Origin of the sequence: Faecalibacterium gallinarum, from assembly GCF_022180365.1 — a bacterium.
Classification (GTDB): domain Bacteria; phylum Bacillota; class Clostridia; order Oscillospirales; family Ruminococcaceae; genus Faecalibacterium; species Faecalibacterium gallinarum.
The window spans coordinates 106,575-116,044 of sequence record NZ_BQKV01000018.1; the positions used below are offsets into that span (position 1 = coordinate 106,575).

Consider the following 9,470-nt stretch of genomic DNA (forward strand, 5'->3'; position numbering starts at 1 on the left):
TTTAGACCGTGGGGTCCTGGGGGTCCTGCTGGCCGCCCTCGCTGTAATAGAGGGTCATCAGGTGGGCGGCGCTGGCCTCCAGTTTCTCCTTGGCCTGGCGGAGGGCGGTTTCTTCCATGTCGTTCATCCGCTCCGGCTTATCCTTCCGCAGGCAGCGGCGCAGGTTGGCCAGATCGGTCTTGACCGCGTTTTTCTCGTCCTTTTCCAGTTCCTTTTTGGTTTTGTTCAGGGCTTCTTCCACCTTAAAGGCCAGAATCTCGGCGTGGTTGTGGAGCTCCAGCCGCTGTTTGCGGCGGGCGTCCTCGGCCTCGTAGGCCGCCGCATCCGCCATGGCCTGCTGAATTTCCCGCTCCGACAGGTTGGTGCTGCCGGTGATGGTGATGTTCTGCTCCCGGCCGGTGCCCAGGTCCTTGGCGGAGACTTTGACCACACCGTTTACGTCGATGTCAAAGGTCACCTCGATCTGGGGGCGGGAGGAAAAGCCGCTGCGGATGCCGTTGAGCTTGAATTTGCCCAGGGACTTATTGTCCCGGGCGAAATGCCGCTCGCCCTGGAGGACGTTGATCTCCACCGAGGTCTGCATGGGCCGGGCGGTGGTGAAAATCTGGCTCTTCCGGGTGGGGATCATGCTGTTCCGGGTGATCAGGGGGGTGGCCACCCCGCCCAAAGTCTCAATGGAGAGGGTCAGGGGGGTGACGTCCATCAGGACCAGGCCCTGGGCCGCCGCGCCGGTGGCGCCGGCCAGCTTGCCGCCGCCCTGCAACAGCCCGCCCTGGATGGCCGCGCCCATGGCGACGCACTCGTCGGGGTTGAGGGCGTGGCTGGGCTCTTTGCCCAGAATCTCCCGCACCTGGCGGGCCACGGCGGGCATCCGGGTGCTGCCGCCCACCAGCAGCACCTTGCCCAGCTCGCCGGCCGAGATCCCCGCGTCCCGCAGGGCGTTGTTCACCGGGTCGATGGTGCGGGCCAAAAGGTCCCCGGTCATCATCTCGAACTGGGCCCGGGTCAGGGTTACATCCATGTGATGGGGGCCGTCCTTGCCCACCGCGATAAAGGGCAGGTTGATCTGGGCCGTGGGCGAGGAGGAAAGCTCTTTCTTGGCTTTTTCAGCCTCCTCTTTCAGCCGGCCCATGGCGGCGGGGTCCCGGGTGAGGTCAATCCGGTCGGTCTTTTTGAATTCATGGACCAGGTGGTCCACAATCCGCTGGTCGAAATCGTCGCCGCCCAGCCGGGTGTCGCCGCCGGTGGCCAGCACCGTAAAGGTGCCGTCCTCGATCTCGATGATGGAGACGTCAAAGGTGCCGCCCCCCAGGTCGTAGACCAGGATCTTCTGGGGCGCCTCGTTGTCCAGGCCGTAGGCCACCGCCGCGGCGGTGGGCTCGTTGATGATCCGCAGCACGTCCAGCCCCGCGATCCGGCCCGCATCCTGGGTGGCCTTGCGCTGGCTGTCGTCGAAGTAGGCGGGCACCGTGATGACGGCCTCGGTGACCTTCTCCCCCAGGTAGCTCTCGGCATCCCGGCGGAGTTTGGTGAGGATCATGGCGCTGATCTCCTGGGCGGTCAGCTCTTTGCCGTCGATCCGCACCCGGTAGTCGGTGCCCATCTCCCGCTTGATGCTGGTCACCGTCCGCCCCGCGTTGGTGGCCAGCTGGCGCTTGGCCGCGCCGCCCACCAGCCGCTCGCCGTCCTTGGTAAAGGCCACCACGCTGGGGGTGGTGCGCTCCCCTTCGGCGTTGGCGATGACCACCGGCTTGCCGCCCTCAACCACGGCCACACAGGAGTTGGTGGTGCCGAGATCGATTCCGATCACTTTGCTCATGTTCTTTCCCTCTCCATTTCTGAACGCCGCCCGGGGCGGCAGATTTTGCTCGCTAATATACTACCGTTTGGATATGGCAAAACCTTAGCCCATTTGTGAAGGTTCTGTGTTATACGCGGCTTTGGGCTGGGGGCGGGCCAAAAGCTCGGCCGCCAAAGCGTCCGCCTGGGCCAGCAGCGGCCCCGCCGCCGGGTCCCCGTTCCGCTGGCGCACCCCAAAGCCCCGCTTGGCCTCGGCGGCCAGCAGCAGCGCCTCCCGCGCCGAGGTGTAGCGGGTCTCGTACTGGGCCAGCCGCAGGCAGAGCAGGGGCTGATAGTCGATGTCCGGCTGATCCGCCGCCAGCTCCTGGGCCCGGCGGTAGTAAAGCAGCGCCCGGCCGGGGTCGCCGGGGCAGCTCTCGGCCGAGCGGTCCCCCAGGGCCACGACGGCCAGGATGTCCCCCACATCGGCGGCCTTCTGCCACAGGCGCATGGCCTCGGGCAGGCTCTTTTTCACCCCCTGGCCGTTGTAAGTACACTCCGCCAGAAGCCGGGCGCCCGCAGGGCAACCCAGCTCCGAGGACGCCTGGTAACACGCGGCGGCCGCCGCCCAGTCCCCTTTTTGGGCGGCTTCCAGCCCCTTCTGGGCCTCGGCCTCCCCGGGTTCCGGTTCGGTGGGCTCGGCCCGCAGAAGCCCCCGCAGCAATGCTTTATCTAAGGTAGCCGAGCGGCCCCAGGGGTTGATCACCACCCCGTCCAGCCGGTCGCTGCCCAGCACCATCTCCATGGCGTCCAGCATCCGGCGCTGAATCACCGGGCGGCCCGCGGTGCTCTGGCTCTCGGTCAGCGCGCCGCTATATGTAAACAAGGGCAAAAAGTTTTTGCCCTTTTCGGTGCGGAGCACCCAGTGCCGCAGGGTCCCCGCCCGCTGGGCCGGGATGGGGTGCTCGCCCCAGGGGGCGGCCGAATCGTGCACCCCGGGGGCCAGTTCCAGCGGGATCAGCACGTCGGTCTCGATTTGCAGCGCATAGTTCAGCGCGCTCATCAGGCTCCAAAACCGCTCCATGCTCTCCTCCGGCCCCGCTGCGTAGAGCCGCTCCACCGCCTGCTCCACCACCGGGCAACCCGTGGTGGTCGGCCCATACACCGGCGCGGCCGCCTCGTTCTGCCGCGCGCCCACCGGCCGGAACCGTATACGCCCTGCCCTTCTCACCATATCTGCCTCCTGAAAGTTCCAGTTTTCTCCTGTTAGGGGTAGTATAGCAGGAAACCCCGTTTTTCACAATCTTTTTCCTTGGGGCAAAGGCGCCCCCGCCCCAAAAGGCCGGTTTTGCGCCCCGCCGGAAGGCTGGCATTTCGGCGTATTTTGCGTTATACTAAAGAGCGAGTCTGAGAAGAAAGGAGTCCTGTTGTTTTGAAAAAAATGCTCTCTTATTTGAGCGGATACAGGAAAGAAAGCGTCATTGCCCCACTGTTCAAGATGTTGGAGGCCACCTTCGACCTCTTTGTGCCTCTGGTGATGGCGGACATCGTCAACGTCGGCATTGCGGCCGGGGATATCCGCTATATCCTGGTCCGGTGCGGCCTGCTGCTGGTGCTGGCGGCCATCGGCCTGACCTGCAGCCTGACCGCCCAGTATTTTTCCGCCAAGGCGGCGGTGGGCTATTCCACCGCCCTGCGCCACGCCCTCTATGAGCACATCCAGAAGCTGGGCTTCTCGGAGATGGACACTCTGGGCACCAGCACCCTCATCACCCGGATGACCAGTGACCTGAACCAGGTGCAGAGCGGTTTGAACCTCTTCCTCCGTCTGTTCCTGCGCAGCCCCTTTGTGATCCTGGGCGCCATGGTTCTGGCTTTCACCGTGAACTCCAAGGCCGCCTGGATCTTTGTGGTGGCCATCCCCCTGCTCTCGGTGGTGGTGTTCGGCGTCATGGTCATCACCCGGCCCCTCTACCGGACGGTGCAGGCCCGGCTGGACCGGGTGCTGGGCCTGACCCGGGAAAACCTGACCGGCGTGCGGGTGGTCCGGGCCTTCGGCAAGGAGGAGAGCGAAGTCCAGCGGTTTGAGGAGGCCAACGGCCTGCTCACCAGCTTGCAGCTCCACGTGGGCCACCGCTCCGCCCTCATGAACCCCATGACCTATGTCATCGTCAACCTGGCCATCATTGCCCTGCTCTATGTGGGCGCCATCCAGATCAACGTGGGCGGAATGGAGTCCGGCGACGTGATCGCCCTGGTGAACTACATGACCCAGATCCTGGTGGAGCTGGTGAAGCTAGCCGACCTGATCGTCCAGGTGAGCAAGGCCCTGGCCTGCGCCAGCCGGGTGCAGGCGGTGCTGGACACCCAGCCCAGCATGACCTTCCCCGAGAAGCGGACCCGCCAGACCCCCGACGACAAGGCCCAGGACGCCGTCCGGTTCGACCGGGTGGCCCTGACCTATGCGGGGGCCGGCGCACCCAGCCTGTACAACATCAGCTTTACCGCCAAGCGGGGCCAGACCATCGGCGTCATCGGCGGCACCGGCAGCGGCAAATCCAGCCTGGTGAACCTGATCCCCCGCTTTTACGACGCCACCGAGGGCTGTGTGGAGATCTTCGGCCTGCCGGTGGATTCTTACCCCCGAGCCGAGCTGCGGGGGGCCGTCAGCGTGGTGATGCAGCGGGCCCAGCTGTTCAGCGGCACCATCCGCTCGAACCTCCTCTGGGCCCGCCGGGACGCCACCGACGCCGAGCTCTGGGAGGCCCTGGAGACCGCCCAGGCCGCTGAGTTTGTCCGCTCCAAACCCCTGGGGCTGGACGAGCCGGTGGAGCAGGGCGGCCGCAACCTCTCGGGCGGCCAGAAACAGCGTCTGACCATCGCCCGGGCCCTGGTGGGCAAACCCAAGATCCTGATCCTGGACGACAGCGCCAGCGCCCTGGATTTCGCCACCGACGCGGCCCTGCGGAAAGCTCTGGCCGCCCTGCCCGGGGACATGACCGTCTTTATCGTCAGCCAGCGGGCCGCCAGCCTCCAGCACGCCGACCAGATTCTGGTGCTGGACGACGGCCATCTGGTGGGGGTGGGCACCCACAGCTACCTGCTGGAGCAGTGCCCCGTCTACCGCGAAATCTATGAGAGCCAGTTCAAGAAAGGAGGCGCACAGTAATGGCCGCAAGCGCAAAAAAGAAAAGCAGCCTGACCCCTGCGCAAAGCAAGGCCACTCTGCGCCGTGTGCTCCGCCACATCCGGCCCTATGCCCCCTTTGTGGCGTGCAGCCTTCTGGTGGCGGCCGGCAGCGTGGCCGCCCAGCTGTATATCCCCATCCTCTGCGGCGACGCCATCGACTTGATGCTCGGCCCCGGGGCGGTGGATCTGCCCGGGGTGCTGGGCATCGTCCGCAGCATTGTGATCGTGGCTGCGCTGGCCGCGTTCGCCCAGTGGTGTCTGAGCGTCTGCAACAACCGGATCACCTTCTCGGTCTCCCGGGATCTGCGGAACGCCTCCATCCACAAATTGCAGCGCCTGCCCCTGTCCTATCTGGACAGCCACCCCTCCGGCGACATCGTCAGCCGGATGATCGCCGACGTGGACACCTTCGCCGACGGCCTTTTGATGGGCTTCACCCAGCTGTTCACCGGCGTATTGACCATCTTCGGCACCCTGCTCTTCATGCTGCGGGAGAATGTGCCCATCACTTTGGTGGTGGTCTGCATCACCCCCCTGAGCTTTGTGGTGGCCAGCTTTATCGCCAAGCGGAGCTACGGCTACTTCCAGCGGCAGAGCAGCGTCCGGGGCGAGCAGACCGCCCTGGTCAACGAGATGATCGAGGGCCAGAAGGTGGTCCAGGCTTTCGGCTACGAGGACGAGAGCCTGAACGCCTTTGACGAGGTGAACGGCCGGCTCCAAAATGTGAGCCTGAAGGCCATCTTCTTCTCCAGCCTGACCAACCCCGCCACCCGCTTCGTCAACAACCTGGTCTACGCTGGGGTGGGCCTGGTGGGCGCCCTCTACGCCGTGGCGGGCGGGCTGACCATCGGCCAGCTGAGCATCTTTTTGAGCTACGCCAACCAGTACACCAAGCCCTTCAACGAGATTTCGGGCGTTGTGACCGAGCTGCAGAACGCTCTGGCCTGCGCCGCCCGGGTGTTCGAGCTGCTGGACGCCGAGGACCAGATCCCCGAGGCGCCGGACGCCCCCGCCCTCCAGCCGGACGGCCATGTGGTGCTGGAGGATGTGGCTTTCCGCTACCTGCCCGACCGGCCCCTGATCGAAAACTTCAACCTGGACGTGAAACCCGGCCAGCGGATCGCCATTGTGGGCCCCACCGGCTGCGGCAAGACCACCCTGATCAACCTGCTGATGCGGTTCTACGATGTGAACAGCGGTCGGATCTCGGTCTCCGGGCAGGACATCCGGGATGTGACCCGGGCCTCCCTCCGGGGCAGCTACGGCATGGTGTTGCAGGACACCTGGCTGCGGGCCGGAACGGTGCGGGAGAACATCGCCTACGGCAAGCCCGACGCCACCGAGGAAGAGATCATCGCGGCGGCCAAGGCGGCCCACGCCCACAGCTTCATCCGCCGTCTGCCCAAGGGGTATGACACCGTCATCACCGAGAACGGCGGCAACATCAGCCAGGGCCAGAAACAGCTGCTCTGCATCGCCCGCGTGATGCTCTGCCTGCCCCCCATGCTGATCCTGGACGAGGCCACCAGCTCCATCGATACCCGGACCGAGATCCGGATTCAGGCGGCTTTCGCCCGGATGATGCAGGGCCGCACCAGCTTCATTGTGGCACACCGGCTCTCCACCATCCGGGAGGCGGACGTGATCCTGGTGATGAAGGACGGCCACATCATCGAACAGGGCAGCCACGACCAGCTGCTGGCTCAGAACGGCTTCTACGCCAAGCTCTACAACAGCCAGTTTGAAGGGGTGGACCCCGCCGGGGACCCCTCCTAATCCCTGACCGTTCGCGCTCCTGCGCCCTCCCGGGCGCGGGGGCGCTTTTGTTTTCACTTTATTCACACTTTATCCATCCCAGTGCCGCAGAAAAGGGCTACACTTGGTTCGTCCGCAAAATTGTACGTTAGCGTACAATCCAAGCCGGAGGAGGAGACTGTAATATGAAAGAAGTCAAAAGTCCCAAAAAGCCTCTGATCTACTACTATGGGCTGGTGTTAGCCGTCCTGTTTCTCTTTAATTTGATTGTACCGTCGTTCCTGCTGGCGCCGTAGATCGAGTCTGTGGACTACGGCACCTTTATGGACATGATTGAGGACCAGGACATCGGCCAGGTAGAGATCACCGACAGCGAAATCACCTTTAGCAACAAAGACAACACAAAACTTTATCAGACCGGCGCCATGTACGACCCCACCCTCACCGAGCGGCTCCATGATTCCGGCGCGACCTTTGCCAGCGATGTGGGGGACGAGGGCTCCCCCATCCTGAGTTTTCTGCTCTCCTTTGTCCTGCCGCTGGTCATCTTCATCGGCCTGGGGCAGTACATGAACAAAAAGATGATGGAGCAGATGGGCGGCAAAAACGCCATGTCCTTCGGGATGGGCAAGAGCAACGCCCGGGTCTATGTCCAGTCCTCGGACGGCATCCGGTTTGCAGATGTGGCCGGCGAGGACGAGGCCAAGGAAAACCTGGCCGAGATTGTGGACTACCTCCACAACCCCAAGAAATACACCGACGTGGGCGCCTCCATGCCCAAGGGCGTTTTGCTGGTGGGCCCCCCGGGCACCGGCAAAACCATGCTGGCCAAAGCCGTGGCCGGTGAGGCGGGGGTCCCCTTCTTCTCCATCTCCGGCTCGGAGTTTGTGGAGATGTTTGTGGGCATGGGCGCCTCCAAGGTGCGGGACCTGTTCAAGCAGGCAAAAGAAAAAGCCCCCTGCATCGTCTTCATCGACGAGATCGACGCCATCGGCAAAAAGCGGGACGGCCAGATGACCAGCAACGACGAGCGGGAGCAGACGTTGAACCAGCTTTTGACCGAGATGGACGGCTTTGAGGGGAACAACGGGGTGATCATTCTGGCGGCCACCAACCGGCCCGAATCCCTCGACCCGGCCCTGACCCGCCCCGGCCGGTTTGACCGCCGGGTGCCGGTAGAGCTGCCCGACCTGGCGGGCCGGGAGGCCATCCTGAAGGTCCACGCCCGGAAGATCAAGACCGAGCCGGACGTAGATTTCCACACCATCGCCCGGATGGCCGCCGGAACCTCGGGCGCCGAGCTGGCCAACATCATCAACGAGGCCGCCCTGCGGGCGGTGCGGGCGGGCCGCACCACCGTCTGCCAGGCCGACCTGGAGGAGAGCATCGAGGTGGTCATTGCAGGCTACCAGAAGAAAAACGCCATCCTCTCGGACCAGGAGAAAAAGGTGGTGGCCTACCACGAGATCGGCCACGCCCTGGTGGCCGCCAAGCAGTCCCACTCGGCCCCGGTCCAGAAAATCACCATCATCCCCCGCACCTCGGGGGCCCTGGGCTACACCATGCAGGTGGAGCAGAGCGACAAGAACCTGCTGACCAAGGAGGAGCTGGAGGACAAGATCGCCACCCTGACCGGCGGCCGCGCCGCCGAGGAGGAGGTCTTTGGCCAGATCACCACCGGCGCTTCCAACGACATCGAGCAGGCCACCAAGCTGGCCCGGGCCATGATCACCCGCTACGGCATGAACGACGAGTTCGACATGGTGGCCTTTGAGACGGTGAGCAACCAGTATCTGGGCGGGGACACCGCCCTGGCCTGTTCCGCCGAGACCCAGCAGGCCATCGACCAGAAGGTCGTGGCCCTGGTCAAGCAGCAGCACGCCAAGGCCCGCAAGATTCTGGCGGACAACCGCCAGGCCCTGGACCGGCTGGCCCGGCACCTGTACGAAAAGGAAACCATCACCGGCGAGGAATTCATGCAGCTTCTGGCGGAAGGGGGCGCACAGCAATGAGAGGTCGTTCCGGTTTTGGGTGGAGCCAGTTTCTGATGGGGGTCTGCCTGATCCTTCTGGGGGTATTCACCTTTTTGCAGCCCCGGAGTATGTTCACCGGGATTGCGGTGCTCTACGGCATCGCCGCCGTGATCACCGGCATCTGTGACATTGTGATTTACATTAAAGCCGAGCGGTTCACCGGCTTCGGGCCCGCCGTCTCCCTGATCTCGGGCATCCTGAGCATCATGACAGGCATCGCCCTGCTGGCCTATCCCGGCATCGCAGAGCGGATCGTTTCTCTGTTGTTCCCCCTGTGGTTCATCACCCACTGCATCAGCCGTCTGGCCCATGTGGGGGTCATCCGGCTGATGGGCGGCTCCTTTTACTATTATTTCTCCCTGATCGTCAACACCCTCGGGCTGGTGCTAGGCTTTATGATGCTCTTCCAGCCCTTCCTGGCCCTATTCACCGTGGGGTATCTGGTGGCCTTTCTGCTCCTCGCTTTCGGGGTGGACTGCCTCCTGATGGCCTTTACCGACATGGGTTCCCGCTGGTAACGGGGCCGTATCTGTCATAAAAAAAGCCCCTGCTTCCCGAAAGGGAATGAACCGCTCCAGTAAAAGTAGACAGTGAAAAAAGAAGGCCTCCTGTGGTAGAATAAAACTACTACAGGAGGTCTTTGCTATGCCCAGAAAATACAGCCACATTCAGGAACACGAGAAAGAGATCCTGGAACTTCGCAGCCAGGGAATG

At 63.7% G+C, this 9,470-nt stretch carries 5 protein-coding genes and 1 pseudogene; 4 read left to right on the plus strand and 2 right to left on the minus strand.

Translation table 11 applies throughout. From position 1 onward, the window contains the following. Window position 1 precedes the first annotated feature (1 nt). Together dnaK and JCM17207_RS02360 are read right to left on the minus strand one after the other, a co-directional pair. Entirely contained in the window at window positions 2-1,819 is a 1,818-nt protein-coding gene (gene dnaK / locus JCM17207_RS02355) for a molecular chaperone DnaK (protein WP_238316028.1), read from the minus strand. Between the two features lie 84 nt (window positions 1,820-1,903). Continuing rightward, window positions 1,904-3,013, minus strand: a complete 1,110-nt coding sequence (locus JCM17207_RS02360) for an SseB family protein (RefSeq protein WP_238316034.1) — start codon at window positions 3,011-3,013, stop codon at window positions 1,904-1,906. A 198-nt stretch (window positions 3,014-3,211) separates the two neighbouring features. On the opposite strand from JCM17207_RS02360, the gene JCM17207_RS02365 reads away from it, so the two are divergent. From JCM17207_RS02365 to JCM17207_RS02380, 4 genes and pseudogenes are all read left to right on the plus strand, one after another. Further along, window positions 3,212-4,948, plus strand: a complete 1,737-nt coding sequence (locus JCM17207_RS02365) for an ABC transporter ATP-binding protein (protein ID WP_282449832.1) — start codon at window positions 3,212-3,214, stop codon at window positions 4,946-4,948. Then, a complete protein-coding gene (locus JCM17207_RS02370; RefSeq protein WP_238316038.1) occupies window positions 4,948-6,744 on the plus strand; it encodes an ABC transporter ATP-binding protein in 1,797 nt (598 codons plus the stop codon). The genes JCM17207_RS02365 and JCM17207_RS02370 overlap by 1 nt, the downstream gene beginning before the upstream one ends. 164 nt (window positions 6,745-6,908) lie before the next feature. Further along, window positions 6,909-8,735: pseudogene (ftsH, locus tag JCM17207_RS02375) on the plus strand (ATP-dependent zinc metalloprotease FtsH). Next, window positions 8,732-9,274: an HdeD family acid-resistance protein gene (locus tag JCM17207_RS02380; RefSeq protein WP_238316044.1), complete on the plus strand. Its 543-nt coding sequence runs from the start codon at window positions 8,732-8,734 to the stop codon at window positions 9,272-9,274. The pseudogene ftsH and the gene JCM17207_RS02380 overlap by 4 nt, the downstream one beginning before the upstream one ends. The last annotated feature ends 196 nt before the right edge of the window (window positions 9,275-9,470 follow it).

Coding starts and splice junctions, on each gene's coding strand:
- JCM17207_RS02370 (WP_238316038.1), top strand. CDS start 4,948: ATGGCCGCAAGCGCAAAAAAGAAAAGCAGCCTGACCCCTGCGCAAAGC.
- dnaK (WP_238316028.1), bottom strand. CDS start 1,819: ATGAGCAAAGTGATCGGAATCGATCTCGGCACCACCAACTCCTGTGTG.
- JCM17207_RS02360 (WP_238316034.1), bottom strand. CDS start 3,013: ATGGTGAGAAGGGCAGGGCGTATACGGTTCCGGCCGGTGGGCGCGCGG.
- JCM17207_RS02380 (WP_238316044.1), top strand. CDS start 8,732: ATGAGAGGTCGTTCCGGTTTTGGGTGGAGCCAGTTTCTGATGGGGGTC.